This window comes from Paenibacillus xylanexedens, from assembly GCF_007676705.1.
Classification (GTDB): domain Bacteria; phylum Bacillota; class Bacilli; order Paenibacillales; family Paenibacillaceae; genus Paenibacillus; species Paenibacillus xylanexedens_C.
Window position 1 is genome coordinate 489,575 of sequence record NZ_VEBF01000003.1, and the last position, 25,010, is coordinate 514,584.

28 protein-coding genes are annotated in these 25,010 nt (G+C 47.2%); 13 read left to right on the forward strand and 15 right to left on the reverse strand.

Going from position 1 to position 25,010, the window contains the following annotated elements; all coding sequences use genetic code 11:
- Position 1: 1 nt before the first annotated feature.
- The 4 genes from FS628_RS20035 to FS628_RS20040 form a co-directional block, all read right to left on the reverse strand.
- Positions 2–247 carry a hypothetical protein gene (locus FS628_RS20035; RefSeq protein ID WP_186327892.1) on the reverse strand — a complete coding sequence of 82 codons (246 nt, stop codon included), beginning with the start codon at positions 245–247 and terminating at the stop codon, positions 2–4.
- A complete protein-coding gene (locus FS628_RS31450; RefSeq protein ID WP_186327893.1) occupies positions 207–413 on the reverse strand; it encodes a hypothetical protein in 207 nt (68 codons plus the stop codon). Before FS628_RS31450 ends, FS628_RS20035 begins: the two co-directional genes overlap by 41 nt.
- A 5-nt stretch (positions 414–418) precedes the next feature.
- Positions 419–577 carry a hypothetical protein gene (locus FS628_RS31455; RefSeq protein WP_186327894.1) on the reverse strand — a complete coding sequence of 53 codons (159 nt, stop codon included), beginning with the start codon at positions 575–577 and terminating at the stop codon, positions 419–421.
- Positions 578–691: 114 nt separating this feature from the next.
- A complete protein-coding gene (locus FS628_RS20040; protein ID WP_145324799.1) occupies positions 692–1,111 on the reverse strand; it encodes an SRPBCC family protein in 420 nt (139 codons plus the stop codon).
- Positions 1,112–1,339: 228 nt separating this feature from the next.
- On the opposite strand from FS628_RS20040, the gene FS628_RS20045 reads away from it, so the two are divergent.
- The gene (locus FS628_RS20045; protein ID WP_145324800.1) at positions 1,340–2,107 is read left to right on the forward strand and encodes a class I SAM-dependent methyltransferase; all 768 of its coding nucleotides are present in this window, start codon (positions 1,340–1,342) and stop codon (positions 2,105–2,107) included.
- A gap of 107 nt (positions 2,108–2,214) precedes the next feature.
- Here the strand turns inward: FS628_RS20045 and FS628_RS20050 are convergent, their stop codons facing one another.
- Together FS628_RS20050 and FS628_RS20055 are read right to left on the reverse strand one after the other, a co-directional pair.
- Positions 2,215–3,249, reverse strand: coding sequence for an NADH:flavin oxidoreductase/NADH oxidase (locus FS628_RS20050; protein WP_145324801.1), 1,035 nt, complete (start codon positions 3,247–3,249; stop codon positions 2,215–2,217).
- 48 nt (positions 3,250–3,297) lie between these two features.
- Positions 3,298–3,489, reverse strand: a complete 192-nt coding sequence (locus tag FS628_RS20055) for a tautomerase family protein (RefSeq protein WP_145324802.1) — start codon at positions 3,487–3,489, stop codon at positions 3,298–3,300.
- A 410-nt stretch (positions 3,490–3,899) separates the two neighbouring features.
- Here FS628_RS20055 and pepT point away from each other — a divergent pair, with 410 nt between their 5' ends.
- Positions 3,900–5,138 carry a peptidase T gene (gene pepT / locus FS628_RS20060; RefSeq protein WP_145324803.1) on the forward strand — a complete coding sequence of 413 codons (1,239 nt, stop codon included), beginning with the start codon at positions 3,900–3,902 and terminating at the stop codon, positions 5,136–5,138.
- Between the two features lie 131 nt (positions 5,139–5,269).
- Here the strand turns inward: pepT and FS628_RS20065 are convergent, their stop codons facing one another.
- Positions 5,270–5,962, reverse strand: a complete 693-nt coding sequence (locus tag FS628_RS20065; RefSeq protein ID WP_145324804.1) for a Crp/Fnr family transcriptional regulator — start codon at positions 5,960–5,962, stop codon at positions 5,270–5,272.
- Positions 5,963–6,243: 281 nt separating this feature from the next.
- On the opposite strand from FS628_RS20065, the gene FS628_RS33050 reads away from it, so the two are divergent.
- The gene (locus FS628_RS33050; protein WP_145324805.1) at positions 6,244–7,083 is read left to right on the forward strand and encodes a methyl-accepting chemotaxis protein; all 840 of its coding nucleotides are present in this window, start codon (positions 6,244–6,246) and stop codon (positions 7,081–7,083) included.
- A 150-nt stretch (positions 7,084–7,233) separates the two neighbouring features.
- On the opposite strand, the gene FS628_RS20075 is transcribed toward FS628_RS33050, so the two are convergent.
- Positions 7,234–8,670, reverse strand: a complete 1,437-nt coding sequence (locus FS628_RS20075) for an alanine/glycine:cation symporter family protein (protein ID WP_145324806.1) — start codon at positions 8,668–8,670, stop codon at positions 7,234–7,236.
- A gap of 330 nt (positions 8,671–9,000) precedes the next feature.
- Between FS628_RS20075 and FS628_RS20080 the strand changes: the two genes are divergently transcribed.
- Positions 9,001–9,930, forward strand: coding sequence for a response regulator (locus FS628_RS20080; protein WP_145324807.1), 930 nt, complete (start codon positions 9,001–9,003; stop codon positions 9,928–9,930).
- A 173-nt stretch (positions 9,931–10,103) separates the two neighbouring features.
- Here FS628_RS20080 and FS628_RS20085 read toward each other — a convergent pair whose 3' ends face one another.
- Complete coding sequence (locus tag FS628_RS20085) at positions 10,104–10,280, reverse strand: aspartyl-phosphate phosphatase Spo0E family protein (RefSeq protein ID WP_017691636.1); 177 nt, start codon at positions 10,278–10,280, stop codon at positions 10,104–10,106.
- Positions 10,281–10,715: 435 nt separating this feature from the next.
- Here FS628_RS20085 and FS628_RS20090 point away from each other — a divergent pair, with 435 nt between their 5' ends.
- A complete protein-coding gene (locus tag FS628_RS20090; RefSeq protein ID WP_036671640.1) occupies positions 10,716–11,339 on the forward strand; it encodes an acetate uptake transporter in 624 nt (207 codons plus the stop codon).
- Positions 11,340–11,544: 205 nt separating this feature from the next.
- Complete coding sequence (locus tag FS628_RS20095; protein WP_026081401.1) at positions 11,545–12,057, forward strand: acyl-CoA thioesterase; 513 nt, start codon at positions 11,545–11,547, stop codon at positions 12,055–12,057.
- 41 nt (positions 12,058–12,098) lie between these two features.
- Here the strand turns inward: FS628_RS20095 and FS628_RS20100 are convergent, their stop codons facing one another.
- Positions 12,099–13,175 (reverse strand): anthranilate phosphoribosyltransferase, encoded by a 1,077-nt coding sequence (locus tag FS628_RS20100; protein WP_145324808.1) that lies wholly within the window; start codon positions 13,173–13,175, stop codon positions 12,099–12,101.
- An 18-nt stretch (positions 13,176–13,193) separates the two neighbouring features.
- Positions 13,194–13,787 (reverse strand): ANTAR domain-containing response regulator, encoded by a 594-nt coding sequence (locus tag FS628_RS20105; protein WP_145324809.1) that lies wholly within the window; start codon positions 13,785–13,787, stop codon positions 13,194–13,196.
- Between the two features lie 590 nt (positions 13,788–14,377).
- Here FS628_RS20105 and nirB point away from each other — a divergent pair.
- The 4 genes from nirB to cobA are packed head-to-tail and all read left to right on the forward strand — an operon-like array spanning position 14,378 to position 18,839.
- Positions 14,378–16,819 carry a nitrite reductase large subunit NirB gene (gene nirB / locus FS628_RS20110; protein WP_145324810.1) on the forward strand — a complete coding sequence of 814 codons (2,442 nt, stop codon included), beginning with the start codon at positions 14,378–14,380 and terminating at the stop codon, positions 16,817–16,819.
- Positions 16,820–16,835: 16 nt separating this feature from the next.
- Entirely contained in the window at positions 16,836–17,153 is a 318-nt protein-coding gene (gene nirD / locus FS628_RS20115; protein ID WP_076213936.1) for a nitrite reductase small subunit NirD, read from the forward strand.
- Between the two features lie 37 nt (positions 17,154–17,190).
- Positions 17,191–18,072, forward strand: a complete 882-nt coding sequence (locus FS628_RS20120; RefSeq protein ID WP_145324811.1) for a formate/nitrite transporter family protein — start codon at positions 17,191–17,193, stop codon at positions 18,070–18,072.
- Positions 18,069–18,839 (forward strand): uroporphyrinogen-III C-methyltransferase, encoded by a 771-nt coding sequence (gene cobA, locus FS628_RS20125; protein ID WP_145324812.1) that lies wholly within the window; start codon positions 18,069–18,071, stop codon positions 18,837–18,839. Before FS628_RS20120 ends, cobA begins: the two co-directional genes overlap by 4 nt.
- A gap of 6 nt (positions 18,840–18,845) precedes the next feature.
- Here the strand turns inward: cobA and FS628_RS20130 are convergent, their stop codons facing one another.
- Entirely contained in the window at positions 18,846–19,484 is a 639-nt protein-coding gene (locus FS628_RS20130; RefSeq protein ID WP_091012478.1) for a TetR/AcrR family transcriptional regulator, read from the reverse strand.
- 195 nt (positions 19,485–19,679) lie between these two features.
- On the opposite strand from FS628_RS20130, the gene FS628_RS20135 reads away from it, so the two are divergent.
- Positions 19,680–20,447 (forward strand): SDR family NAD(P)-dependent oxidoreductase, encoded by a 768-nt coding sequence (locus FS628_RS20135; RefSeq protein WP_145324813.1) that lies wholly within the window; start codon positions 19,680–19,682, stop codon positions 20,445–20,447.
- Between the two features lie 410 nt (positions 20,448–20,857).
- On the opposite strand, the gene FS628_RS20140 is transcribed toward FS628_RS20135, so the two are convergent.
- The 3 genes from FS628_RS20140 to FS628_RS20150 all read right to left on the reverse strand — a co-directional run bounded on the left by FS628_RS20140 (position 20,858) and on the right by FS628_RS20150 (position 23,260).
- On the reverse strand, positions 20,858–21,112 hold the full coding sequence (locus tag FS628_RS20140) for a hypothetical protein (protein WP_145325019.1): 255 nt from the start codon (positions 21,110–21,112) through the stop codon (positions 20,858–20,860).
- Between the two features lie 157 nt (positions 21,113–21,269).
- A complete protein-coding gene (locus tag FS628_RS20145; protein WP_145324814.1) occupies positions 21,270–22,583 on the reverse strand; it encodes a sensor histidine kinase in 1,314 nt (437 codons plus the stop codon).
- Positions 22,583–23,260 (reverse strand): response regulator transcription factor, encoded by a 678-nt coding sequence (locus tag FS628_RS20150; RefSeq protein ID WP_036612327.1) that lies wholly within the window; start codon positions 23,258–23,260, stop codon positions 22,583–22,585. Before FS628_RS20150 ends, FS628_RS20145 begins: the two co-directional genes overlap by 1 nt.
- 255 nt (positions 23,261–23,515) lie before the next feature.
- Between FS628_RS20150 and FS628_RS20155 the strand changes: the two genes are divergently transcribed.
- Together FS628_RS20155 and FS628_RS20160 are read left to right on the forward strand one after the other, a co-directional pair.
- Positions 23,516–24,334, forward strand: a complete 819-nt coding sequence (locus FS628_RS20155; RefSeq protein ID WP_100528190.1) for a polyphosphate polymerase domain-containing protein — start codon at positions 23,516–23,518, stop codon at positions 24,332–24,334.
- Positions 24,327–25,007 (forward strand): DUF4956 domain-containing protein, encoded by a 681-nt coding sequence (locus tag FS628_RS20160; protein ID WP_145324815.1) that lies wholly within the window; start codon positions 24,327–24,329, stop codon positions 25,005–25,007. The genes FS628_RS20155 and FS628_RS20160 overlap by 8 nt, the downstream gene beginning before the upstream one ends.
- The last annotated feature ends 3 nt before the right edge of the window (positions 25,008–25,010 follow it).

The window sequence follows — 25,010 nt, forward strand, 5'->3', positions numbered from 1 at the left end:
TTTATTTCTTCGTCAGGTTCTGATATAACCTGCTTGTTTCCTGCTCCGGCGATGTGCGTCGGAGTTCCCTTGCTTTGGCTCTCGCCCAGTGGTAATCTTGCTCTTCCAGATAATCAGCACAATAGAGTGGAATCATATGCCTCAGGTCATCGACATTGTCTGATGTGATGGCATTGTAGACCACGGCTCTCTCGAATTGTTCCACGTCACTCACCAGATTGCATGTTAACAGACGATAGCGATTCATGTTGTACCCCAGCTTGCGAGTCATACAGCTTATCCAGCAGAATCTCCTTGCTTACCCACTCTTCCCTGTGATGAAACAGAAAAGCAAACAATTCCTGGGATTTGGTTGTGCGCCACTTATGTTTCTTGGCGCTCTGCAGTGCTGCAACCTGCGAATGAGTTGACATCTTACCTACAATCCGGTCATGGTTTTGATCAATCGCGCAGTACGTATCGGTTTAAGTACATCATCCAGTGCATGCAGCTCGAATGCCTCCACCGCATGATCGGCGTAAGCCGTAACAAAGATAGGATAATCGGTCAAATTCGTAATAATTTGAAAGAACCCCAAGCCGACTTCCACCGAGTGAACGGGCGGATCGACCTGGGGTTGCACTTATTTCTTGTATCTAATCTTGGCTTTTTCGAAACTGTTCAGTCTGCAGCCAGCGACGCTTGTTCGCTTCTACTTCACAACTTGGGCAAGCTTTTGAACAATCCCTGCCCATCCCTGTTCCATACGTTCGCGGACCATGGCGTGAGCCTGTCCAAACTCAGTCAGTTTATCCGCATCCCAACCGCTGTGAATCAGTGTGAAATCCGTTCCCTCCGGCTGTTCAAGCAATTGGAACGTCAAAGTCCAGTCTTTCCCCCATCGAAATGATAACTTCTGTAGCGGAAGGACCTCCGTCACTTGACAAGGCGATTGACCAAAGGGTCCTGCTTCCAATATAAATTCATGACCTTCTACGGCTTCCAGACCCCCTGGCATGAACCAAGTTTTCAGTCCTTGCGCCGTCGAGACCATCTCCCAAACCTTCTCCACAGGTGCATGAAGTAATAGTTCTTGCCGGATATCCGGCAATGCACTTGATGATGATTCCACTCGTATCGCCTCCTTGGATATATATCATTCATTGTTTGAGTTTTGAAGATAGATGTCAAATTGGTTCGTATAATATATAATTGGAACATATTACATAAAAGGTGCGTGATTCCTATGATAGTCTGCTCTGAAAAATCCAATTCCAACCGTTGCCGGAAGGGATAATCTTAATGACTTCCCTTCCACGTTTTCATTTTAATACATTTACATGTGGGGGATACCTATACCATGTCATTCCGTTATTACGGTCCATTATGCACCGCCGTTTATGATCTAACGAAACCCGTGGGACACTCCTTGGGAGGAGACATTGAATTCTATCGCCAACATCTTCAGGGCTGCAAAGGACGTATCCTTGAAGCCATGTCTGGTTCTGGCCGAGTACTCATTCCGTTGCTTGAAGCTGGGCTGAAAGTAGATGGCCTTGATTACTCAACAGATATGATCGACTCCTGCCGTTCTCGTTGCAAGGAACGGGCATTGCCCATGCCTGAGTTGTTCGTTGCCGATCTGGAGAAGCTTGATCTTCCGTATCGATACGAAACAATTATCATTCCCGGAGGTTCTCTGCTCCTCATCCAAGACAGACAGGTATCGATTAACGCATTGCGTAATCTATTTCAACACCTGGAGCCTGGAGGCAAGCTCGTATTTGATCTGTTTCTGCCCGATGTGACACAGCCCTCTATGGTAGAAACATCAACCGTTTCATTACCCGATGGTGATACGATCACAGTAGAAGTGAAAACCATTGAAGTGAACCTTCTTCACCAGTACAAAGTGAGTTTAATTCGCTATGAACAATGGCATCAGGGCGCTCTTGTTGCGACCGAGATGCAACAACTCAACTTGCGTTGGTACGGCATAGAAGAGTTACGCCTGATTCTCAAACACGTTGGCTTCTCCGATATCAAAGTGTACGCCGACTTCAACCCGGATCAGCCACCTACAAAATCGAATCAGAAATTTGTCTATGAAGCGACTCGAAGAACGTAGTCACCCATGATTGGACGTATATGCTTCTCTCTATACAAAATCAGGCCACAGCATAAGGTTTAACCCATGCTGCGGCCTTTTTTACTATTAATATAATTTAGAGCCAATTAGTATCCACGAGAATATTGCTCCGCAATGGCAGCTTGATCCTTGCTGACACCCAGCTCCAGAGCCGCATGGTTCGCCCAGTATGGATCGCGCAGCATACCTCTGCCAACCGCAACCAGATCCGCATCCCCGTTGCCAATAACCGCTTGGGCCAGAGCTGCATCCTCCAGCATTCCCACTGCGATAACAGGAACGTTCAGTTCTTCACGGAAACGACGGGCAAAAGGCAATTGATAACCTGGATAGTTGCCAGGTTTCCGTTGTCCGGAAGGCCCTTCACCGCCTGAGCTGATATGGAACATGTCCACACCTGCGTCCTGGTAGGCACGGGAGATATGAATCGCATGCTCGATGTCATATCCACCATCTGCGTATTCTACAGCTGAAATCCGCAAAATGAGCGGCATGCCTTCCGGCATTTCCTTTTTCACAGCACGAATGACTTCAACCCCAAAACGGGACAGATCCTGCCCATATACATCCTCGCGCTGGTTCATCAACGGAGAATGGAACTGGTGAATAAGGTAACCGTGTGCACCATGCAGCTCAATGGCATCCACTCCCGCCTTTACTGCGCGGCGAACACCGTCTGCGAATTTCTGCACCATGGCTTCTACCTCTTCTGTACTCAAAGCACGAGGTTTCTTGTACTTTTCTCCCGGGAATGTGACCACCGATGGGGCAACGGGTTGCTCTGCATCCTCTGCTTTCCGTCCCGCATGTGCAATCTGAATAGCTACTTTGGAGCCATAAGCATGCATTCCATCGACCAGTTTGGTGAAGGCAGATATGTGCTCATCTGACCATATTCCCAAGTCATTGTCCGTAATGCGTCCATCTGGGTCCACATCCGTCATCTCGATCACAATCAGTCCTGTGCCTCCAATCGCACGGCTTACATAGTGAACCTGATGCCAATCGTTCGGAATGCCATCCTTTGCCGTCACGGAATATTGGCACATGGGTGCCATGACGACACGGTTATTTAATTGCAAATTCTTAAATTGATAGGGGGAAAATAATTGCTCAGTCATTTATGCTACATCTCCTGTTCCTTGATCATGATATATATGAAGTCTTACTTATTGGTCCAAGTCCGAAAACATCTTCCCATTCTTGCCGTAGTTGTCCTTCTCCAGGTCCTCAATGAAAATAAAGACCTTGCTCGGATCAACATCCAGTGTCTCACAAGCCACTTGGGTCATACGTTCAATCAACTGACGTTTCTGCTCCCTCGTCTTGCCTTCCAGTACCTTAACGGTGATAAATGGCATGTCTTGAACACATCCTTTCTTCACTGATTATTATGAACCTGACGTATGGAAATGCAAGTACGTACATTTTGGTGCCTAGGGCCCTTTTTGATACCTAGTCATCCCCTCACATATCGGTTCTGCTCCATTCTGGAAATGACTGCAAAACATGATATGATAATAACCATAGAGATACGCAAGAATACTATACCCAATTTACATAAGTTGTGACTAACGGTTACACGAAAACGAAGAGGGCAGAAATAACCTGTAGAAGCGAAGCTAAAAGCTTTCTGCAAGAAAGCTACTTCGAAAGCATACACTTCGCCTTTATCCTCAGATAGATCAGAAGGTTGTTCTGGCCTCGTAGTGGATCAGTGTAAAACAAGTAGTTCAACTTATATACTACTCAAGCCAAGGAGAGATTATAGATGAAAGATATATTAATTCAAAGATTGAGTACTTATGTTCAGATGGACACCCAATCCGATGAAAATAGTGAGACATGCCCTTCCACATCCGGCCAGCTGGAATTGGGCAAACTACTCGTGGAAGAATGTAAATCTATTGGTCTGCAGGAAGTGACGATGGATGAGAACGGTTATGTCATGGCTACATTACCGTCCAATACCGACAAGGATGTTCCCGTGATTGGTTTCCTGGCTCACCTTGATACAGCGACTGACTTTACAGGTAAAGATGTTAAACCGCAGGTTATCGATAACTATGACGGTGGTGACATTGTTCTGAATTCGGAACTGGACGTTGTGCTGTCCAACAAGGATTTCCCGGAACTCCACGAATATAAAGGCCACACCCTGATTACAACGGACGGCACAACGCTGCTTGGGGCAGACAATAAAGCTGGCATTGCCGAGATTATGACGGCAATGGCCTATCTGATTGAGCACCCGGAAGTGAAACACGGTAAGATTCGGGTTGCTTTTACCCCGGATGAAGAGATTGGCCGTGGACCGCACAAGTTTGACGTAGCTGCTTTTGGAGCCAAATATGCTTACACGGTCGACGGCGGACCCCTTGGCGAACTGGAATACGAGAGCTTTAACGCAGCTGCCGCCAAAATCACAGTACGAGGCACCAATGTGCATCCCGGAACAGCGAAGGATAAAATGGTGAACTCTCTGAAAATTGCGATGGAATTGAATCGACGTCTGCCTGCAGAGGAAGCTCCTGAATTCACGGACGGTTATGATGGGTTCTACCATCTATTGTCCATGGAGGGTGATGTTGAGCTGACGAAAATGAGCTACATTATTCGTGATTTTGACCGGGAGAAGTTTGAAGCTCGCAAAACGAATCTGCTGAATATCGCAAACGAACTGAAGATCAAATACGGAGAGAAAAGCATCACTGTAGAGTTGAATGACCAGTACTACAACATGCGTGAGAAAATCGAACCGGTACGCCAAATCGTAGACATTGCCCATGAAGCCATGACCCGACTCGACATCGAACCGGTAATTCGCCCCATCCGGGGAGGCACAGACGGTTCCCAGCTTTCCTATATGGGCATGCCAACACCGAATATCTTTACTGGCGGAGAGAACTACCATGGCAAATTCGAATATGTATCGGTAGACAATATGGTTAAGGCAACTCGTGTCATTGTAGAGATCGCTCAATTGTTTGAGCAACGCGGAGATATCTAATTCGCTTAAAGCGCGGTGAACCAAGAGCACCCTCTTTTTTCCCGGAGGGTGTTCTTGGCTGTACCTAATGTATTTTACTATGTCGTGTCATGTCGTATAGATACGCCAACTTGGCCTTTATTTTATAACCATCACTCATATATATTGCCTCCTGCGATGGCGCGCAGCTGCTCCAGATCACAGATCACAAGCTTCCGCTGCACTTTGCGAATAATATTTCGATTACACAGCTCGTGAATGACCCTGTTGAGATGTCTGTAGCTGGTACCCAGCATATCCGCCAGTTCGGTCAGTTTGGAGGTCTGAATCTCTTCCGAGGTGGACTCGTTCGGGTCCATTGTAGACAGCAGGTAGCTGGCAAATCGGCTCTCTACCGGATACAGCATATTCAGACTGGACAGGTTGGAGAAGGTGTACAGCTTGTGCGTAACTTGACTGAGCATGAAGTGGAGAAATTTAGGGTTTTCCGCATACGTATTCTGGAGAGAGCGATAGCTAATACCAAGCAGCAGACTGTTGCTCACAGACTCTACCGTATTCTTGGCCTCCTTGCCATTAACCAGCTCCAGATCGCCGACGAGCGCTAATGGCGTACTGAAACGGAGCAACAGAGATTTGCCGTTAGACAGTGTGGTATAGATCTTGAGCTTACCCTGTACAAGAAAATACAATCGTTCAGGCCGCTCACCTTTGGCACAGATCAATTCGCCTTTAGCAGCCTCCAGCAGTCTTAATTCTGCGAGTGCAGGCTCGTCCAACACCTGGTCCAACCCATTCTCACGTGCGAGCTGACGCACAAGTCCAAAATCCATGATTTCTTTCATTTCGACTTCCCTCCGTTGCCCTATATAACGTACACAAAAGGACACATGTCCTATATTTGATATACATCCGTACAAATATCTTGATATAAAAATAGTTACAACTAACACTTATATCCAATAAATCATTTTAGATGGGAAATATTTTAAAATTTAATCATAAAATGTTCATTCTTTTAACAGAATGCCGTTCACGAAAAGCCATTTCTATCCGATGATAGATAGAGTCATTCCATAGACCGTTAAAATAATTTATTCATATATTGAAAGGATGGTCCTATTCCATGAACGTTGTAGATGCACTGCTTAAAGTCATGCCTTATATCAGTCAGATTCTTAGAGAACCCGCAAGCCTAACGGTATATGATCACGAGAAGGTATTGGAAGTTATCACCACAGAGAGGTTTGACCTTGGTTTTGAAAAAGGAATGCCGCTTTTGGATTCATTCCAAAACTTTGCCGTCTTGAAAAATGGACGAGAGGCCAGCCTTTCTACAATCCCCAAGGAGGTTTTCGGTCTCGAACTGGACACCCTGAACATCCCCATCTTTGATGATCAGCAAAAAGTCGTGGCTGTTTTCTGCGTATCATACGACCAATCGAATCAGAATCAACTTGAAGATATTATACAAGAAAATCAAACCATCAATGGTAACCTGGTTGAAATGGTACAGCACGTTGCCGCTCATGCCGAAGAATTGCAAGCCACCAGTGAGCAGATTCTGGAGAATACACGACTTGCTGTTCAGAATTCTTCCCAAATCAATAAGGTAGCCGGATTCATTCGCGAAATCTCCGAACAAACGAACTTGCTTGGCCTGAATGCTGCCATTGAAGCTGCCCGTGTTGGTGAAGCTGGTGCCGGCTTCGGTGTGGTTGCATCCGAAGTACGTAAGCTCTCTGTGGATGCGAAGCAAGCCACAACGGATATTGATGTCAGTCTAAGAGATGTGCAACAGGTGATCAAACAGATGGAAGTTGAGGTTTCCCAGATTGCTGCCTCTTCACAGGAACAAGCGACGCTTGTATCCTCCTTCACAGATGTCATCGAGAAGCTCAATGACACAGGCGAGCGAATGAAGATTCTGTCTGAACAACTGATTAGCTACTCGATTAAAAACTAAATCACAATGTATCTTTAGATGAACTTCGGCTAGTCCGAGGAACCACCTAATATATATGTACAAACAGGACTCGGGTTGCCCAATAATGGATAATCCAAGTCCTGTTTAATTAAGTCCATTTCTATAATTCAACCCAAATCAGCTGCAATCTTACTTCATCACATGGAATGATTTATCCCCAATAACCTCTGCTTCGGATTCCCAGCACTCCACCTCACCCGGAATATGAATGCGGTCCCGCGTAAAGATCGGGTCACGTCCTTCAGCTTTCTGTTTCTTGTAATCCTTCAGTGCTTCAAAAGTCACCTTGGACAGCATCAGAATAGCAATCAGGTTCACAACAACCATGAGCCCCATGAACAAATCTGCCAAATCCCATACCAGCTGCACCTTGGCAACCGCACCGAAAATAACCATGGCGATAACGCAAATGCGGTATACCCACAGCCAAACTTTGTTGGACTTGATAAACTCAATGTTGGTTTCCCCGTAGTAATAGTTTCCGATTAGCGTACTAAAGGCAAACAGGAACACCATGACCGCCAGGAATCCCGATGCCCATGGACCAATATGTACACTCAATGCAGCCTGAGTCAATTCAATGCCACCCAGATTGGAACCTTTGTACACCCCGGATAGCAAAATAATCATGGCTGTACTTGTACATATAACAAGTGTATCTGTCAGCACGCCAAAAGCCTGAATAAGTCCCTGCTTCACCGGATGTGTTGTATCCGCTGTTGCAGCGGCATTCGGGGCACTACCCATGCCCGCCTCATTGGAGAACAATCCGCGTTTCACTCCGTTCATCAGCGCAGCACCCAACGTTCCGCCAGCAACCTGTTCAATGCCAAAGGCATTTTTAACGATCAATGCGATCATGGCCGGAAGCTGGGTAATGTTCGCCAGCACCACAAAAGCCGCTACTCCAATGTATAATACGGCAAGCACAACGACGATGTATTCCGATGCTTTTGCAATCCGTTTGACACCGCCTATAATAATTCCTGCAAATACCACAGCCATAATGATACCCACCGTCAACCGATCCGTACCGAATGAGTTTTCGAATGCGACTGTAATCGTATTGGACTGTACTGCATTAAAGACCAATCCGAATGAGAGCGTAATGAGAATGGCAAACAAAATCCCCATCCAGCGTTTGCCCAACCCACGTTCCATATAATAAGCAGGACCCCCACGGAATCCGCCCTTATCCTTCACCTTATAGATCTGAGCCAGCGTGCTCTCCACAAAACTGGAGGCAGAACCAATAATCGCAATAACCCACATCCAGAATACTGCCCCAGGTCCACCCAGTGCGATGGCTAGTGCAATACCGGTAATATTCCCTGTACCTACGCGGGCCGCCATACTGATACAGAACGCCTGAAATGGTGAAATTTTGCCTGGTTCCTTGCTTTTCGGCTCTCGAAGCACCTTCACCATATCTCCAATCATGCGGAATTGCATGAATCGAGTCTTGGTGGTGAAGTATATACCACATACTACCAATAGTATAATTAACACTTTGGACCATAGAAAATCATTGAAAATGACGACAATATCTTGTATTGTTTGCTCCATCGGTATGCCCCTTTATAGGTGTATTTCACGTTACAGAGATGGGTCACATGAAAAGTTTGTACCATTCTGCACAACTCTTGACCCAGACTCTGGGATGTTACTTATACTACAAGTACATCTACGAAAATCGACAAATACCTACATGCACTCTCTACATTTATTTTAAAAATGGGCGTTGCTCGCCCAATCTTTGTCATTTAACCTAACATGTCAGGTTCTATGCAAGAAGGAAAGGAACGATTACACTGGAACGAGAGTTCGCGGCGGAGCTAACCGTCTTTATCATAAATTTATCGATCACACCATTGGCAGAGAAAGGAGATGACGGATATGCGTTATTTTATTGTGGATGATGATCCTGGCGTTCGTTCCATGCTGATGGATATTATTGAGGATGAAGGACTTGGCGATATTGCCGGAGAAGCTGAGGACGGAGCACATATTCACGCAGAGATATTGGAGCTGCATAAGGTCGATGTACTGCTGATTGATCTACTGATGCCACAACGGGACGGGATTCAGACTGTGCGGGCGCTTGAAGGAAGGTTCGAGGGCAAGATCGTCATGATCTCCCAGATTGAGTCGAAAAACATGATCGGAGAAGCCTATTCACTAGGGATTGAATATTATATTACGAAGCCGATTAATCGACTGGAGATTCTGTCTGTTCTGCGGCTGGTAGGCGAGAGGTTGCGTATGCAGCAATCCATCGCAGATATTCAGCGGACATTGCAGGGATTGTCCGGTTTAAATTCTACCGAACGTGCTGCGGCTCCGGTTCCGGACAAAACAATCACGACTGCAGGACATTTCCTGCTGTCCGAGATGGGCATGATCGGCGAAGCGGGCAGCAGGGATCTGCTGGACATGCTGGAATATCTGGAACAGGTAGAGACAGATGAACATAAGCTGTCCCCCTATACGTTCCCATCCCTCAAAGACATCTTCCAGAATGTAGCGATACGTAAACTGGGAGAAGACGCCTCTCTCGCAGAGGTGAATAAGGAGATCAAGGCATCAGAACAACGTGTTCGCCGGGCCATCTTCCAGACTCTGAGCCATGTGGTTTCTCTGGGATTAACAGATTATACACATCCCAAGTTCGAGAACTATGCATCCAAATTTTTCGATTTTACCGAAATTCGCAAGAAAATGCTGGAGCTGCAAAACAATGTGGAGCCTTCCTTGTCCCAGACACGCATTAATACAAAAAAGTTCGTGCAGGTCCTATATTTGGAAGCCAAACGATTGCTGCATTAAACAGATGCATGATGGATACGATGCAAAAACAAACGGGCATGAATATTACACCGGTAGGATACCGCCTCTTCAACTGAGGCTGTCCATACCGGCTATATTCATGCCCGTCTGTACGATCAAGCGTTACAATCTATGTGATTTGTTCCGTGTATAAAATTAAAATCGCTTTGGGTTCAGGCCCGTGAATGGTTTCGGCTAATTCGGTTATACTCATTAATCAATTCGTCCAATGCCATAGACTGCCGAATCACATCGGGATGCCCAAGACCACCCTTGTTATGCTCTACCAGCATATGAAGGTTATGTCTGGCCTTCTCTATTTTATTTTTCAAATCCAAACTCATAACCATGACCCCTGATACCTCCTTATTCTGTGAACCATTTTAGTTTTTCCTGTCAATCTATAGTTGGATTAACATATGGCATAGGAGACAAGGATGTTTTGTATTCTTCTCCAAATTTTGATAAAGATTATTTTATCACACTAGAGCTTATCCGAAAATGGCTGATATGACGCAATTTTAGTGGTATCACCGAGGGTTGGATTCTAACGTCTGGCCTCATCATTCACGGCCAGAACGGATTGTGTCGTAAATGTGTATATTGAAAAAACAAAAAGTCTATTGGTTTAAAAGGTAATAAAATCCCTTTCCATAATGGGGTCATTCAGGTACAATAGGGCGATGTGTGTGTCCGGACCCGGCGGATACAAATGATGTAATGTAGAGGACGGCCAACGACGGCCATTGATCCTGATTTGATATTATTGGAGGCTTATCATCACCATGCAGACCGATTCACAGACTAAAGTCAAAATTGTTAACGCCGATCCCAGCGCAATGGGATTATTTGGGTTGGCTATCGTAACCCTGGTCGCTTCTTCCCAAAAGCTTGGCATTACAGAAGGACTTAGCTACGCTATTCCTTGGGCGATCTTCCTGGGTGCTTTTGCCCAGCTATTCGCATGTATTCAAGATTCCAAACGTAACAACACCTTTGGCACAACGGCTTTTGGCGCGTACGCATTCTTCTGGTTTGCCATGGCTGCCAACTGGATGATCAAAATGGGCGTATTTGGCTCCACTCTCGCTGAACAGGCCGATGGCAAGCAGCTCGGATTTGCTTTTGCCGGATACCTCGTATTCACCCTGTTCATGACGATCGGTGCTATTGAAGCGAATAAAGTATTGCTTATCATCTTCATTCTGATTGACTTCCTGTTCCTTGGCTTGACCTTTGACGCTTTCGGCGTAGCTCCTCACATTTTCCACACCATTGCAGCATACGCTGAACTGGCGATCGGAATTGTGTCCCTGTATGGTACAGGTGCTTCGGTACTGAACGCTCACTTCGGTTATGCGTTCTTGCCGATCGGCAAACCGTCCGGCATCTTCAAACCCAAGGCTTAATATACAGCAGTAAACCGCCAGCGCGCCGGTCCGCGCCTGGCGGTTTTTTTGCAGTCTGACTTCAATTGAATATGTATCTGTCCGACACCTATACTAGGGATAATAGATCATAAATAGACCCTGCAACACAACAAATGCCACAGCAGCCATACTGTAAGGAGGAAAAAGCATGAGAGAGATACCGAAACCTACGGAGATGGATCAGGTGGAGAAAAAGTATGTACGCGAAACGCGTTGTTTTAAGACGGCACGGGTGTTTCCAACGGATGTCAACAATCATAATACGCTGTTCGGCGGCAAGCTGATGTCCTACATTGATGATATTGCGTCCATCGCTGCATCGAAGCTGTGTCGGGTCAATACCGTAACGGCTTCAACCGACTCAGTCGATTTTCTGTACCCGATTAACCCGACAGATTCCGTTACGCTGGAATCGTTCGCGTCCTGGACAGGACGAAGTTCCATGGAGATTTTTGTGAAGGTGATTCGTGAGGATCTGAAGACCGGAGAGAAGAAAATTGCGGCGACGGCTTTTCTGACCTTTGTGGCCTTAGACGAAAATAATCGCAAACTGATCGTACCCCGCATTATCCCGGAGACGGAAGAAGAGAAGAAACTATACGAGACCGCTCCGGATCGGGCGGCCATGCGGAAACAACGGCGGGAAGAGAGCAAGAAATTCGCTGACTTCCTGACCGTCACTTATCCATGGGAATAAAAACACGCTAAACAATAACAAGCTTGAACACAAGCATTACATTATCTGGACGATGCCGGATAGATGGACATGGGTCTGCTATCCGGCAGTTCGCCACCCATGGAGACACACCACTGTTGGTAGAGGCGATACGCCGAACCACTCTCCAGTAACCCCTGACAAGTGTATATGCCCTCTTCGATGGAATTGACACGTCCCGCCGCGTACAAACGGAAGCCCCCATTTAACAAGACCTGATTCACAAAAGCAATATGACCCTCCCCGCTTAACACACTTTCTGCCACTTCGAGCTGCTTGGCAGCCGTCCATACCAGTTCCGGCACAGGCATATCCAGTTCATAAGCAGCGGGGTCAATGAGTTCCAGCTTCATATCTCCGTCTTCTACTGCGTATACGCGGGTCGGCCGATCGATGTACAGATCTTCAGAACCTTCCATTCCCTGTACCACATAAGCACGGCGGTAAGTAAAGCGGGTAAGCAGCTTCGCAATCCGATCTAGAAAAGTATTATGAAATACACCAAACACCAGGTATGGTGAACGGTTATAATCTATCAGTTTCTCTGCCGTGTTAAACACCGTGCGGAAGCCCAACTCTTCCCGTAACGGACGAAGCTTACGAAGAGGCGCGCACCAATCCTCGGAAGGCACGTACATGACACCCGAACGCAGTGCAGCACTCCGGGCATCTTCACGATCCATCTTACCTGCATCTATTCCTGCTTCCTTCAACAGTACCGACAACGTAACGCCCCACTTGGGTGGTAAAGGATCACTCCCGTGTAAAGTTACCGGCAACCCTGCCGCTGCGAGTACAAATGCAACCGGAAACGTAGCCATGAATGACTTTGTCCGTCCATCATAAGGACCGGCACAGTCCAAACCGTCCTGAAATACGGAGAAACGTTCCGCACTGTTACGACAAGCATGAACAAAAGCTTCCAGTTCCTCGACGTTTTCCATTTTCATACGTTCAGCCATAAGAAACGCAGCCGTCTGGGCAGGAGAAACCTCCTGTTTCAGGATTTTCTCTGCTACGGTCAGTGCCTCTGTATAATTCAGATCACGCGAGCCTCGTTTCCCACGTCCGACCTCTCGGAGTATTTGAGACATATCCATGCAGAACCCTCCTTCCGATTAAGACTGGAGCAGTTGATGTGCCTTCACAATTGCTGTAGCTACATCGACCATCCGTTTGCGTTCATCCATCGCTTTCTTACGTAACAGGTCATAGGCTTCGGCCTCGGAGATCTGCTTCAGATCACTAAGGATAGCCTTCGCCATATCAATCCACTTCCGATCTTCCAGCCTGGATTGCAGCTGCTTCCGTTCCTGCTCCCACTGTTTGCGCTCCATGTAGCGCCGGGCTGCAAAGTGAAGGGTCCAGTGGATCTCCGGTCCGGACATCGATGGTGTAAGTATTCCATCAAGTGAGGTCTCAATCTCGCAAGATTCTGCGGAAGAAGAGGCCGTATCTGGCGCGCACCACCAGAGCAGCGGGGTATCCGACTTGCCCTTTCCCAGGCAGTTCCCCCAGTATTCCACATCAGTCAGGGATAGGTGTAAAATGGATGCTTCCGCCTCACGAGCCAGCTTCAGCACTTCCGTTTCACTGCCTGCCACCTGTACATGGTACCCGTTTGCTCCCAGCAGCCTCTCCGGTGTCAGAGGGATTGCATCGGATGAGGCAGCTATCGTTGGTTGTACACGGATGACCAATAAAGATCGCATGATGGATCAATCCCTCCCTATAACGTATAGTCAGAGTCCATAACATTTAAGGCGTTAATACACGAAAGCAATAAATGTGTCATGTTACCTGACAAAAACCAAATAGTCACGATTATACGTTCTGAATTCAACATGTTGATAAGCATTTCACGCCTCGCCATCCTGCACTAAAAAAGGGTGAAACAGTGACCATGGCACCTTTTCTACAGTTTTATTTGTATCCGGTATACTAATTTTATCTAAATCCTTCATTCTTATGAAGGTATGTCTGTAAAACGTCGTCGTCCCATTGATATTCCAATAAACTCATGTAAACATAATTAACTTTAAATTTCAAATACTTTTTTATGTTAACTATCTTGACATGGTTAAGTCGATCTTTTATAGTTAAGCCATAACAACTCCATATTTGAATCGATCACAGTTACAACGGCGTAGCTGGTTGAAACGGCAATGAAGCCTGTTTTGCAATCTCGGAGCAAGGGATGCGTATGTATATGCGCAGTCCTCCGAGGCATAACAGGCTTTTTCGATTTTAGAGACAAGGTTTTGAGGCAGTTTGCAGAATGGACCTAAGGGGGCTAATCATAATGAGTACAACGAAAAAACTGGTGCTGGTCGGTAATGGCATGGCGGGAATCCGCACAATTGAACATATCCTTAAGCTTGCTCCGCATGCTTATGAAATTACAGTCTTCGGCGCAGAGCCGCATCCCAACTACAACCGTATCATGCTATCTTCTGTACTGGCAGGCGGAACAACGATCGAAGATATCGTAATCAACGAGTGGAGCTGGTACGAAGATAACGGCATTCGGGTATACCCCGGTGACCCAGTCGTTCAGATCAATGCCGAGCGCAAAGAAGTTGTATCTCAAAATGGTGTACGTGCAACCTATGATGAGCTGATTATGGCAACAGGTTCACAGGCGTTCATCCTGCCACTTCCCGGCGCTAATAAGGAAGGCGTTATCGGATTCCGCGATATTAAAGACTGTGAAACGATGATGGCAGCATCACAAAAGTATCGTAAAGCTGCCGTCATTGGAGGCGGATTGCTTGGACTGGAAGCAGCGCGGGGACTGCTTAATCTGGGCATGGACGTCACTGTCATCCATATTAACGGCCATCTGATGGACCGGAATCTGGATTTGCCGGCAGGCCTGATGCTCCAGCGAGAGCTTGAAAATCAGGGCATGAAGTTCCTTTTGAACAAACATACCGAAGAAATCACAGGGAAACATCGAGTAAAAGCCATACGTTTCACTGATCAAACGGTGCTTGAAGCGGATCTGGTTGTCATGGCAGTCGGGATTCGTCCGCAGATTGAACTGGCTCGCAATACCGGCCTCGATGTGAATCGCGGAGTCATTGTAGATGATTATATGCATACCAGCATTCCTGGCATCTCTGCCGTCGGCGAATGTGCAGAACACCGTGGCATTGCTTACGGACTGGTTGCGCCATTATATGAACAAGGTATGGTGCTCGCGAAACGCCTGGCTGGCGCGGCAACCGAGGGATACGAAGGTTCAGTCACTTCTACCAAGCTGAAAGTATCCGGTGTTGACGTATTCTCTGCCGGACAATTCAAAGACGCTGCGGACACTCGCAGCATTCGTATTCAGGATGACGTCGATGGCGTGTACAAAAAGATGGTGATCAAAGACGGACAGCTGATCGGAGCTGTATTGTTCGGGGATACCACAGACGGCGCTTCTCTATTTTCCCTCATTAAGAGTGGTGAGAACATCAGTGGCCGCGAGAAAGAAATTTTGCTCGGCATACCTTCCGGTGGCTCCGGATCTGGCCCATCTGTCGCAGAACGCATGGCGAGCATGCCGGATGACGAGATCGTCTGTGGTTGTAACGGTGTTACCAAAGCTTCCATCGGAGATGCTGTTCTGAACAAAGGCTGTAATACGCTCGGTGCAATCAAGTCCTGTACCAAAGCTTCCGCTTCTTGCGGTGGATGCAAACCTATTATCGAAAACCTGCTCACGTATTACGCAGGTGATAATGTAGGCGAACAGACCAAAGAAGGCATCTGTGGCTGTACATCCTATGATCGGGATGAGATTGTTGCTCAGATCAAGGAGATGGGACTCAAAAGCGTTAAGGAAGTCATGAATGTTCTCGGTTGGAATGAACCAGAAGGCTGCTCCAAGTGTCGTCCTTCCCTCAATTATTATCTCGGTATGATCTGGCCGGCTGAATACACAGACGAGCGTGTATCCAAATTCACCAATGAACGTTATCACGCCAACATCCAGAAGGACGGTACCTACTCCGTTATTCCACGGATCTATGGTGGTGTTACTTCTCCAGCGGAATTGATCAAAATTGCGACTGTTGCAGAGAAATACGATGTGCCTTTGGTGAAATTCACGGGTGGACAACGACTCGATCTGCTCGGTGTTCAGAAGGAGAACCTGCCGAAGATCTGGGAAGAGCTCGATATGCCTTCCGGTTTCGGTTATGGCAAGGCGCTGCGTACGGTGAAGACTTGTGTAGGTAATACGTTCTGCCGATTCGGCACACAGGATTCCATTGAGATGGGTATTCGTCTGGAGAAAAAACTCGACAAGATGGTGGCTCCAGCCAAAGTAAAACTCGCTGTCTCTGGATGTCCGCGGAACTGTGCTGAAGCGACCATCAAGGATCTGGGTGTTGTCGCCATTGATGGCGCTTGGGAGATTCATGTTGGTGGTAACGCCGGAGTCAAGGTTCGTGCAGCCGAGTTGCTGTGTACGGTGAAGACCGATGCAGAAGTGGAAGAGTGGACTTACTCTTACCTGCAGTACTATAGAGAGAACGCAAAATGGAATGAGAGAACAGCGGCATGGATTGAACGGGTAGGTCTGGATCATGTGAAGGAAGCATTGGCGGATCGGGATGTGCGTCTCGCTCTGGTTGAACGTCTGGAAGTTACACTGGGTCACACGGTTGATCCTTGGAAAGAAATCATTCAAGACGAGAAATTACGTAAAAACTTCACCCCACTGTCCGGTGCCGAGCCGGTAACCCACTAGAAGAGGAGGAACAGCGATGAACAAATTCCGGATTGGACACCTTGCGGATATTGATGAAAAGGGAGCACGGACATTCCTGATACAGGATACCGAAATTGCAGTCTTCAAACTGAGCGACGGAAGTCTGCACGCCGTCGAGAATCGCTGCCCTCACAAGGGCGGCAAGCTGTCGGAAGGCATGGTATGCGGGACAACCGTTCATTGTCCTTTGCATGATTGGAAGATTGATCTGCGTAACGGTAAGGTACATGAGCCGGATGAAGGCTGCTTGAATACCTACAAAACAGAAGTGGATGGCAACAGCGGAGAAATTTACATCACGATTGCGGGCTAAATGCTAGAGATACCCTGACATCAAGGAGGCGTGCGCTATGGATTTTGTTAAACCTGCAGAAGTGCTGCAATCGATGGTCGAAGCTGGTGAGAGCAAGGCCAGAATGAACCGGGTACAGATGCTGATCCGTGGTTTTCTGGCGGGGGCTATCCTTGCCTTTGCAACGACACTGGCATATACCGCTGTATCTCAAACTTCCGTTGGTTTGGCAGGTGCACTGATATTCCCGGCTGGATTCGCCATTATTATTCTACTGGGTCTTGAATTGGTGACAGGAAACTTTGCGGTGCTTCCACTCGCAGTGATGAAACGTAGAATTACATGGATGGAGATGCTCCGAAATTATTTCTGGGTGATTACCGGTCATCTGATCGGATGTGCATTCTATGCTCTCTTATACGGCCTGACCATTACGAAGATGGGTACGGATATGAGCAACCCTCTAATTCAAACGCTGATCCAGACCAGTGAAGCCAAGACACTGGGGTATCAGCACTTGGGTGGAGCTGGGATTGTTCTGGTCACCATCAAAGCCATTCTATGTAACTGGATGGTCACACTCGGGGCAGTGATGGCGATGACCTCCACTTCCACACTGGGCAAAATCGTAGCGATGTGGCTGCCCATTACAATATTTTTCGCTCAGGGATTTGAGCACGCTGTGGTAAATATGTTCGTCATTCCAGCAGGCATGATGCTCGGCGCACAGGTCAGTCTCGCTGACTGGTGGCTGTGGAATCAGATTCCGGTATTGGTTGGCAATCTCATAGGCGGAGCCGTATTTACTGGACTCGGTCTGTATGCCGCCCACCACTGGGGAAATCCGGTGAAGATATCGACCAGACTGGCGACCATTCAGGGTGGTCGTTCAGGATTGGCAAGTTCCGATGCTGGACCGAAACTGGGGACACGATCATGAGTCGGGGCCTGGTTAGTATTGTTGGCGCTGGTCCTGGAGATCCCGATCTGATTACGGTAAAAGCCCTGAAACGTATTCAGTCTGCAGATGTCATTATGTATGATCGGCTTGTGAATGATCAATTGCTCGCTGAGGCTCGTGAAGGAGCACTCCGCATCTACTGCGGCAAGGCTCCAGGCCTTCACTCCATGAGTCAGGAGATGATTGGACGGATGCTTGCTGCGCATGCAGCAGAAGGCAAACAAGTCGTACGACTCAAGGGTGGCGATCCGTTTATCTTTGGTCGTGGTGGTGAAGAAGCGCTTGTGCTGGCGGAAGCAGGGATTGCATTTGAAATCATTCCCGGTATTACTTCGGCTGTAGGTACATCCGCTTCATCCCTTATTCCATTAACCCATCGCGGGGTTGCTTCATCCTTCGCATGTGTCACGGGAACCGGCAGTGATGGAAGTGTATCTTCGGTCCGCTGGGACCTGCTCGCCCATAGTGTAGATACGTTGGTCATCTATATGGGTATTAGCCAACTGCCCCAGATCCAACATGAATTGCTTCACCATGGCAAAAGTGGACACACCCCTGCGGCTTTAATCGAACGGGGAACCACTTCGGAGGAACGCATTATTACCGGCACACTTGCCGAACTCCACTCCCTCGCCAAGTCGCATAAAGTGAATAATCCCGCATTAATTATGGTCGGAGAGTCTGTCCTGATCCGCGAACAGCTGCTTCAGATGCAACAGGCCGCGAACGCCTCCATGACCGGATAATCTGACTCAATCCAACAGCATACGCTCGTGAATAGTCCGACCCTTCTGCCCTGGTTCAATCAGCAGACGGGTCGGTTTGATGTTAATCAGCGCCGTAAGCTGCTCTCCCATATAATGCGCAGAATATTTGAATCCAATCTCTGCCCAATGCATGATCACGCCTACCGTAGCAGATACCAGATAACTTAACATGATGTCGTAATTAATCGTCCACTCACTATCCTCGGTCACCAATACAAAATCTTCGGTTAGATACGTTCTAAACATATTGCACAGCCGGGAACCCATATCTGAATGCATCGTTATTAATGCACGAAAGATATCCTGATGGGCTTCAATATATTCGAATACAGGCATCGTGGATGGCAGCAATACAGTCATGTCCACTTCTTTGAGCTGTGCGTATGGTTCTGCATAAGCTCGCCCCACTCCCTGCATGAAATCATCCAGAATGAACTGCAACAACTCCGGTTTGCCGGGAAAATGTAAATAGAAGGTTCCTCGGTTGTAATCCGCCCGCTCCGTAATATCCCGAATGGTTAATGCATCCGCTCCCTTCTCTAATATCAAAGAAACTGCCGCAGCGATGATGGCATCCTGCGTTCTTCGTGCTCTCCGGTCCTGAGGATGTTCAATGATCAACATTCTCGCCTCCTTTGTTCATTATTGTAATATAAATGAACACCGCTTACATCTCTGTCCGATAGCTGACATATGCGCTGTCAATGATTATTGTCACACTGCTATGTATATCTTAACATTGAGACAGGAAAGATAGACGACAGGTTGAAACTTTTTTTGAGAAATACCTGCCAATAATGAATAAGGAGCGGATATATCATGAGTACATCTTATACACATACAGCCGTTATTACAGGAGCAGCCGGAGGCATTGGTAAAGAATTGGCACGCCGCCTCGCTGAGCGCAAAATCAACTTGGTTCTGGTGGATCTGAATGAAGAAGCCATCCAGCAGACAATTACCGATCTAAACCTCGACAAAGAGCACGTAATCGCCGTAAAAGCGAACGTATCTCAGGAAGCAGACGTGAAAAACTATGTGCAAAAAGCACTGGATGCGTTTGGCCGAATCGATTATTTTGCCAACAATGCTGGGATCGAAGGTCCAACAGGGCTGATCGAAGACCTGAGTGTTGAAGCACTGGATATGGTCTATAACGTCAACATTCGTGGGGTATTCCTGGGTCTGCAAAACGTTATTCCGGTTATGAAAAAACAAAAATCCGGTGCGATTCTCAATACCTCTTCCCTCGCGGGTCTGATGGGTGCACCTGCTGTGTCTCCATATATTATGTCCAAACATGCCGTAGTTGGTCTCACGCGTACCGCTGCGAATGAACTGGCACCTTACAACATCCGGGTTAACGCTGTATTGCCAGGTACAATCAACACACGTATGATGCGCCAGATCGAAGCTAATTCCGGTAACGTGGAAGACTATCAATCAGCAACTGTGTCCAGCATTCCAATGGGCCGTTATGGCGAACCGGAAGAAGTCGCTGCGGTGATGAACTTCCTGTTGTCCGAAGAAGCATCCTATGTAACAGCTTCCCTCTACACCGTAGATGGCGGCATGATGGGTCAATAAGAAGCTGCAAACGGTAGGATTGATAGAGATTGGGTCGATAGAACTCCAATTCCATCCTTAGTAGAGCTACACCGATAGCTTGTCACGAAGGGATGCCGATCGCTACAATCCAAAAAAAGGCCTCAACACCACAGTAACGTGGAGTTGAGGTCTTTTTTCAGTACAACACATCGCATGCAGATGGCTGCATAGATAAAATTCCACTTTTGGAATAACCACTAACGCTTCGTTACACTCTGTGATCACTCTAACGAACCTCAGACACGCTAATTCTGCAGAAATGCTGCAACTACATCGGAAATTCACATATATCCAGAGAATAACATCTCTGAGATTCGTTAAATTCTCAAACGAGCCAGAAAAATCTGAATAGCGTCTGTCAGGTTCTTTAGATTTTGCCTACGCGGAACTTAATCCACGTACCCTGCGTGACCCTTGTCCATCAGATAGTCCATTTCAGCATCCAGAATGCTTTCCACCGTCAACTCATCCAACTTCACATCTTTGCAGCTAAGAATATAGTCAGCCAGATCATCGCCGTCAATATCAACATCGTTGCCTTTGGCATTCTCATGCGCCTTGTTGATGTACGCTTGCTCATGCTTCAGCACAAGGGCGATATTCGCCTGGCTTGCCTTCGTTTTATCTGCAATATACTGCATCATTTCTTGTTCATTAATTGCGTTTGCTTCTGCCACGTCAGTTCATCTCCTTGATTCATACATACTGTTGCCATTGTAGCATAGGTTAACCCAATACAGGCAGAACTTATGCCTGACCAACGATTATAGAGCGGGAGCAAAGGAGCCCATCACTCCACCCTTACGACAAACGCACGTAAAATGTAGCGCCTTCCCCGACTACGCTTCGAGCGTATACCTCTCCTTTGTGCTGATCCACAATGGAACGAGCAATCGCCAGCCCCAGACCATGCCCACCATGTTTGCGGGCTCTTGAAGAATCCGTACGATAGAATCGATCGAAGATCCGGTCCAGATGTTCCGGTGCAATGCCTTCCCCTGTGTTGGACACAGCCAGCATGACATCATTATTCTGTTTCTGGAGCGTGACTTTTACGGATCCTTTGGGACCAGAATACTTCACAGCATTATCGAGCAGGATCAGAATGACCTGTTTGATCTGTTCACAGTTCCCATGAACCATAAGGTTCGGCTCAATGTTGTAATCGAGGGAGATATTTTTCTCAAATATAACGGCCTCCATCGGCAAAATAATACTTTCCACCGCATCGCTCATATTGAACTTCGCATGAATCATCGTGGAGCGCGAGTCGTCCATCTGTGTCAGATAGAGCAGATCATTCGTAAGTCCGGTCATTCGCTCGGTCTCCGACTTGATATAGTGAAGCCACTTCGCCTGATTCGCTATGGTATCCTCTTGATTCGCGAGCAACACGTCGGCATTGGTATTGATGATCGCCAGCGGCGTCTTCAACTCATGTGAAGCATCTCCGATGAATTGTTTTTGCTTCTCAAACGCTTCCCTCACTGGTGCAATGGAACGATTCGCAAAATAACGGCTCAAGAAGTAGATCACAATCAGCATAACCAGTCCGACAACTGCAAATGTATAGATCAGATTCGTAAGAATACCTTGTTGTGCCGTCACATCAATGAAGACAATCATGTGCCCATCACCGCTCGGATCAACCACAAAGGCCCAGTCCGTTCCATCCAGCGCAAATTGTCCAGTCTGCCGTCCCGAATCACCAACTCTATCTTGGTCAACCTTTTGCAGTGCCTCGGTGTAGAACGTATCTTCCATATCAAAGCGGGAATGCGTATCCGTAATCTTCCACTGGTCATCCGTCTTGATCATGAACGACACGGAACGTGCCGGAGGTGAGTTGGGATCCCCTCCCGGTCCTCCATTATCACCACCCATGGCATCGGAGGGAAACGAATCTGAACCGGAACCCTGCCCTTCCCCGCGCGGCATCTTGGATGAATTATAAGGACTGTGGTAGAAATCCGACACTTTGTACAACTCCATATTTGTCTCACGTTGCACATTCTGATAAGTAATCGTATAGATCGTCGCAAATGCTACCAGCATCATAATGGAGATGGACACCAGATTCACGATTAGGAATCGATTTCGGAGTTTCTTGAACATCAGGATGTCACCTCAAGTACATACCCCACACCCCGAATCGTGTTAATGCGGACAGCAGAGTTCAGGAAGGTTAACTTTTTGCGTAAAAACGAGATGTAGACCTCCACATTGTTATATTCCACTTCCGAATCGAATCCCCATAACTTTTCAATAATCTGCTCTTTGGAAGTAATCGCCTGTTTGCGGGCAATCAACAGCTCCAGCAGTTCATTCTCTTTCAAGTTCAGCTTGATCTCCTTCCCCTGAACGCTCAGCTTCAACTGAGTTGTATTCAGCTCAATGTCGCCAAACTTCAGTCCATCCTCGGGAACTACTTCACCCTTCCGCCGTAAGGCTGCACGAATCCGGGCCAGCAATTCCTCTGTGGCAAAGGGCTTGGCGATATAATCATCAGCACCATAATCAAGGCCTGTAACTTTGTCTGATAGTTCACCTTTCGCAGTAAGCAGAATGACAGGGGTATGATTCCCTTCACTGCGAAGTTTCTTCAGGACGGTGATCCCGTCCATCTCCGGCATCATGATGTCGAGCAGTAACAGGTCGTAGATACCGCTCTGCGCATAATCGAGCCCTGATCTGCCGTCGTGGACCATGTCCACGGAGTAGTTGTTTTTTTTCAAAATCTGCGACACAGCCTCAGCCAAATGAACCTCATCTTCCGCAATTAATATTCTCATCATCTATTCATTCCTCTGCTTGAATTATTCGTCTTCATTAACCCTTGTATGATATCGCCTATTCTATCAATCAAACCTTGAATCAATCTTAATTCATTTTGTGCATGCGCACTATTATAGGAAGGTAAAAAAAATGTTAACGCAATGTAAAACCATTTAAGATTCATTCAAGGTTGGCGCTCTAAGATACAGACATGGAAGCAATACACGATGGAACAAAACATACAACTCGCAAACGAAAGGAATGAGTCCCACATGGCGATTGAAGTATTCAACCGATATGAGAGCAAGTATCTTCTGACGGATGAGCAGTACGCACATTTCTACAATGACCTGCTGAAATACATGGAGCTGGATGCCTACAACAAGAAACATGAGTATTACTCCATCAGTAACCTGTACTTTGACACTCCACAAGATTCGCTGATCCGCGCCAGTCTCTCCAAACCGAAATATAAGGAGAAGCTGAGACTGCGGGCTTATGGAATACCTGAAGAAAATGCCAAAGTGTATCTGGAGATCAAAAAGAAAGTATTTGGCCTGGTGAACAAGCGCAGAACCGCCTTGAAGCTGGATGAAGCTTACGAATTCGTTCGTTCGGGACAGGCGCCGGAGCTGGCGGATTACATGAACAAGCAGGTTGTCGAGGAGATCAAGTATTTCCTTCGGGTATACGATCTGGAACCTAAAGTGTATCTGGCGTATGAACGCAAAGCGCTCTTCGACAAGAACAGTCGGGATCTCCGCATTACCTTTGACACCAACATCCGCAGTCGCAGATACGATCTGAAGCTGGAACAGGGAGATTACGGTGAACCGCTGGTGAAGGACGGTCGATGGCTGATGGAAGTGAAAGCCGAGAAAACCGTTCCGATGTGGCTGTCACAACTGCTGTCCGAACATGGACTGTACCGTACCGGATTCTCCAAATACGGCAACGAGTACAGACATCTGGCGAGAACAACGAACCTGAATTACCAGACGGAACGCATTCTTGTACCAGGTACCGATTTCAACCCATCCATAGAACAAGATAAAACGATCATAGAAAGAGAGCGTGTCCTATATGCTTGATTCCCTTTTCAGTTCAGCCCTAACCGATACCAACCTGACGTTTAACAACGCGGTCATCACCATTGGTCTTGCCATCATTCTGGGGTTGATCATCAGCCTCACCTACATGAAGACCAACCAGAGCACATACTCCCAGAGCTTTACCTTAACGATGGTCGTCCTGCCCGTCATTGTCGCTATTATCATCCTGCTCATCGGCAGCAACATCGCACGAGCTTTCAGCTTGGCGGGTGCCTTCTCCATCATTCGTTTCCGCAGTGCGCCTGGTGATCCAAAAGACATTGCTTATGTATTGTTCACGATGGCTTCCGGTCTTGCCTGCGGTGTAGGTGCTTTTGGATACGCGGTGCTGTTCACCATTATCTTGTGTGTACTGATGTTTGTACTGAGTCGCTTCAACTTCGGCAGCAAGAAAAGTCAGCTGAAAACGCTGAAAGTCACCATTCCCGAGAACTTGAGCTATGAAGAAGCCCTTAATGAAGTGTTCCATACATTCAATGTACCTTTTGATCTGAAAAAAATCAGAACGACCGAACTCGGCAGTCTGTATGAGCTGGTCTACAGTGTAACCATTCACGAAAGTGTTAGCCAAAAGGAATTCCTCGACGCCATCCGTACACGGAACGGCAACCTGGATATCTCCTTAACCATGAGTCCAACAACGGAATATTAATTT

What these genes read in the sequence shown, in the direction of transcription:
- FS628_RS20105 (WP_145324809.1), bottom strand. Translation starts at nt 13,787, where the DNA reads ATGCGATCTTTATTGGTCATCCGTGTACAACCAACGATAGCTGCCTCA.
- FS628_RS20130 (WP_091012478.1), bottom strand. Translation starts at nt 19,484, where the DNA reads ATGTTGATCATTGAACATCCTCAGGACCGGAGAGCACGAAGAACGCAG.
- nirD (WP_076213936.1), top strand. Translation starts at nt 16,836, where the DNA reads ATGAACAAATTCCGGATTGGACACCTTGCGGATATTGATGAAAAGGGA.
- FS628_RS20050 (WP_145324801.1), bottom strand. Translation starts at nt 3,249, where the DNA reads ATGACTGAGCAATTATTTTCCCCCTATCAATTTAAGAATTTGCAATTA.
- FS628_RS20100 (WP_145324808.1), bottom strand. Translation starts at nt 13,175, where the DNA reads ATGGATATGTCTCAAATACTCCGAGAGGTCGGACGTGGGAAACGAGGC.
- FS628_RS20065 (WP_145324804.1), bottom strand. Translation starts at nt 5,962, where the DNA reads ATGAAAGAAATCATGGATTTTGGACTTGTGCGTCAGCTCGCACGTGAG.
- cobA (WP_145324812.1), top strand. Translation starts at nt 18,069, where the DNA reads ATGAGTCGGGGCCTGGTTAGTATTGTTGGCGCTGGTCCTGGAGATCCC.
- FS628_RS31450 (WP_186327893.1), bottom strand. Translation starts at nt 413, where the DNA reads ATGTCAACTCATTCGCAGGTTGCAGCACTGCAGAGCGCCAAGAAACAT.
- FS628_RS20120 (WP_145324811.1), top strand. Translation starts at nt 17,191, where the DNA reads ATGGATTTTGTTAAACCTGCAGAAGTGCTGCAATCGATGGTCGAAGCT.
- FS628_RS20160 (WP_145324815.1), top strand. Translation starts at nt 24,327, where the DNA reads ATGCTTGATTCCCTTTTCAGTTCAGCCCTAACCGATACCAACCTGACG.
- FS628_RS20085 (WP_017691636.1), bottom strand. Translation starts at nt 10,280, where the DNA reads ATGGTTATGAGTTTGGATTTGAAAAATAAAATAGAGAAGGCCAGACAT.
- pepT (WP_145324803.1), top strand. Translation starts at nt 3,900, where the DNA reads ATGAAAGATATATTAATTCAAAGATTGAGTACTTATGTTCAGATGGAC.
- FS628_RS20075 (WP_145324806.1), bottom strand. Translation starts at nt 8,670, where the DNA reads ATGGAGCAAACAATACAAGATATTGTCGTCATTTTCAATGATTTTCTA.
- FS628_RS20090 (WP_036671640.1), top strand. Translation starts at nt 10,716, where the DNA reads ATGCAGACCGATTCACAGACTAAAGTCAAAATTGTTAACGCCGATCCC.
- FS628_RS20150 (WP_036612327.1), bottom strand. Translation starts at nt 23,260, where the DNA reads ATGAGAATATTAATTGCGGAAGATGAGGTTCATTTGGCTGAGGCTGTG.
- FS628_RS20145 (WP_145324814.1), bottom strand. Translation starts at nt 22,583, where the DNA reads ATGTTCAAGAAACTCCGAAATCGATTCCTAATCGTGAATCTGGTGTCC.
- FS628_RS20055 (WP_145324802.1), bottom strand. Translation starts at nt 3,489, where the DNA reads ATGCCATTTATCACCGTTAAGGTACTGGAAGGCAAGACGAGGGAGCAG.
- FS628_RS20140 (WP_145325019.1), bottom strand. Translation starts at nt 21,112, where the DNA reads ATGATGCAGTATATTGCAGATAAAACGAAGGCAAGCCAGGCGAATATC.
- FS628_RS20155 (WP_100528190.1), top strand. Translation starts at nt 23,516, where the DNA reads ATGGCGATTGAAGTATTCAACCGATATGAGAGCAAGTATCTTCTGACG.
- nirB (WP_145324810.1), top strand. Translation starts at nt 14,378, where the DNA reads ATGAGTACAACGAAAAAACTGGTGCTGGTCGGTAATGGCATGGCGGGA.
- FS628_RS33050 (WP_145324805.1), top strand. Translation starts at nt 6,244, where the DNA reads ATGAACGTTGTAGATGCACTGCTTAAAGTCATGCCTTATATCAGTCAG.
- FS628_RS20035 (WP_186327892.1), bottom strand. Translation starts at nt 247, where the DNA reads ATGAATCGCTATCGTCTGTTAACATGCAATCTGGTGAGTGACGTGGAA.
- FS628_RS20045 (WP_145324800.1), top strand. Translation starts at nt 1,340, where the DNA reads ATGTCATTCCGTTATTACGGTCCATTATGCACCGCCGTTTATGATCTA.
- FS628_RS20135 (WP_145324813.1), top strand. Translation starts at nt 19,680, where the DNA reads ATGAGTACATCTTATACACATACAGCCGTTATTACAGGAGCAGCCGGA.
- FS628_RS20080 (WP_145324807.1), top strand. Translation starts at nt 9,001, where the DNA reads ATGCGTTATTTTATTGTGGATGATGATCCTGGCGTTCGTTCCATGCTG.